Genomic DNA, 2,539 nt, shown 5'->3' with positions numbered 1-2,539 from the left:
GTCGGGTAGCCGGGTCACGTTGCCGTGACCCGGCCCCCTCAGAACCGGACGTGCGAGCTTTCCCCGCATCCGGCTCAAGCAAGCCCCATGGGCTTCGCAGGTCAGCAGGGTTATGTGGCCCGTTTGCTGTCTCCAGCGTGATGCTGACGGTGGCATTCAGAGTGCACGAGGCGAAGGTTGTTCCGTTCGTCCGTGCCGCCGTCTCGCCGGTAGGTGAAGTGATGCTTGTGGAGCATCTTCTTCGAGGCCGCGAACCAGTTGATCCACTCACGTGGGCTGTCCGGTTCGTACTCGGCTCCGACGATCAGCGCCTGCTTGCAGAGAGGACAAAGCCCCTGCTGCCGGACCGCCAGGAGAAGACTGGTCTTGTCCATCGGCGGCGGCGCTTTCTTTCGGCGGCGGTTCCGCCAGTACTCGGCCAGCGCGGGGTCGTCCAGGGACGCTCCGCCCTTGACGAGCTGGTGGCGGACGATGCCGGTCCAGGCGAATTTGATGAGGAAGGCGCCGCTGTCGCGGTCGCCGAACACCCATCGGTCTCGCCGGGACGGGTGGAACTGGCCGAAGTACCGGTCCACGACCCAGTGCCTCGACTTGTTGCGGTGGCGGCGTCTGGCCCACTTGAAGGTCAGCCGCCACATGTAGTGATCCAGCGACGTGAACGTCGTCGTGGATGCCACCGCCCGGTAGTAGGCAGCCCAACCGCGAACGATCGGGATCAGCCTGCGCAACACGGCCTCGGCATTGGACCCGTGCAGGGCCTTCACCTCGGTCCGCAGTCGCGCCCGGAGCCTCGCGCAGGCCGCTGTGCTCGGCTTGATGATCAGCTTGCCGCCCGTCCGGCGAACCGTGAAGCCGAGGAAGTCGAACCCCTTATCGAGGTGGACGACCTGAGTCTTCTCCTCGTTGAAGCGAAGACCCCTCGGCGCCAGCCAGTCCTCCAGCCGAGCCCTGACCTGGTGCACCTGCTCTTCGTCGTGACAGAGCACGACGAAGTCGTCGGCATACCTCACCAGCACCGGAGTGCCCGGCATCGCGCCGGGCTCGCGCCCGACCCGCGCCGTGTATTGACACCCTGCGGCCTGTTCCAGTCCGTGCAGAGCAACGTTCATCAACAGCGGGCTGATCACGCCGCCTTGAGGAGTTCCCTCCTCGGTCGGTGCGAACCGGCCGCGGTCGATCACGCCCGCCTTCAGCCATCCGCGGATCAGATTCCTGGCGGGGAACTGGCCGAGCATGGTCACGAGGTGGTTGTGGTCGATGCGGTCGAATGCCGCCGACAGGTCCGCGTCCAGGACCCACAGACGTTTGGGGTTCTTGCCCTTCACCGTCCAGAAGATCGCGGATATCGCGTCCTGGCAGCTGCGGCCGGGCCGGAAGCCATAGGACCTCGGCTCGAACCGCGCTTCCCACTCGGGCTCCAGCGCGTTCTTCACGCGGGCCTGGAGGACCCGGTCACGGATAACCGGGATGCCGAGCGGTCGCTGTTTCCCGTTGCTCTTCGCGATGAACACTCGCTTGACCGGCCTGGCCTTCCACGGATTCGACGACCGATGGATCTCGGCCGCCAAGGTGCCTCTCGCCTTGGGCGTGAGGGCCCGTTCCCCGTCGATGCCAGCCGTCATGCGACCACTGCTCTGCTGCGTCACCCGCTTCACGCTGATCAGCGTGTTGCTGCGGCTTCGCAGCATGAGCTTCTGCAAGTTGCGGACCTTCTTGAGGTCCCCGTTCTGCGTCGCCTTGAAGATCCTCTGCCTCAGCCGCCGTACGTTCTCCTCGCAGGTGGCCCAGACGATGCCGTGCCAGTCGAGTAAGTCGTCCTCGGGTCCGTTCACCGCAGGCAAGGACGTCACGACAGGTGCCGTGATCTCCATGTGCGCCTCCGGCGTCCAACTTGTCCCTCGGTTCCGGCTTCCTTGCAGTGGTGACTTCAAAGGCTCACCTGATCCACGTGGGCGCCCTTTCGGGCCGGACCACCGGGGCCCGTATCCGGCGAGTTATGCGCGAGCGGGTGAAGGTCCCAACTCCCGTTTTCCTCTGGCCTTTCGGCCTGCCGGCCTTCGCTTCCTGGATCTTCCTTCTCCCGCCGGGGACTTCAGCCTTCCTTGCGGTTGGCCTACCAAGCCGAGGCTTGGACCCCGTCGGGGTTTCCACGTTCCGCACCAGTAAGACGCGACTGGGGTGGGCGCCCCCTCTACTCCGAGACCAGCGGTGTCCTCCCTCCAGGAACAGATACCCGAAGGTCGCTTGGTGCCTTCCAGCACCGGGTCCTGTGACCGTCGCTCACATGCCATCGCACGGTCCTAACGTCACGGAGCATCATCGAGGGTTCACTTGCGTTCGCCCGTCCAGCCTTCCCCTCGCCTGTGGCTCCCGGATGGCCCGGGTGCTCTTGGGCTTGAACGCTCCGCTTCACACCCCGCCGTTACCAGCGACGCATGGGAGCACGGGGACGGGCCCTGGACACTGGCCCGAAGTTCAGCCGATCGATTCCTCCTTCACATGGCTGTCCTCACTTACTTGGAGCGACTTCGTGTCGCAC

General features: G+C 65.3%; 1 protein-coding gene. It reads right to left on the bottom strand.

The genetic code is table 11. The features are described 5' to 3' along the window. Positions 1–110 precede the first annotated feature (110 nt). Positions 111–1,871: a group II intron reverse transcriptase/maturase gene (gene ltrA / locus ACFYW5_RS37810; protein ID WP_389421674.1), complete on the bottom strand. Its 1,761-nt coding sequence runs from the start codon at positions 1,869–1,871 to the stop codon at positions 111–113. Positions 1,872–2,539: the final 668 nt, after the last annotated feature.

The sequence above is a fragment of the Streptomyces sp. NPDC002779 genome (assembly GCF_042888685.1).
Classification (GTDB): domain Bacteria; phylum Actinomycetota; class Actinomycetes; order Streptomycetales; family Streptomycetaceae; genus Streptomyces.
The sequence above is the reverse complement of the archived record's forward strand: the minus strand, read 5'-3'. Positions and strand labels throughout refer to the sequence as shown.

Coding starts and splice junctions, on each gene's coding strand:
- ltrA (WP_389421674.1), bottom strand. CDS start 1,871: ATGGAGATCACGGCACCTGTCGTGACGTCCTTGCCTGCGGTGAACGGA.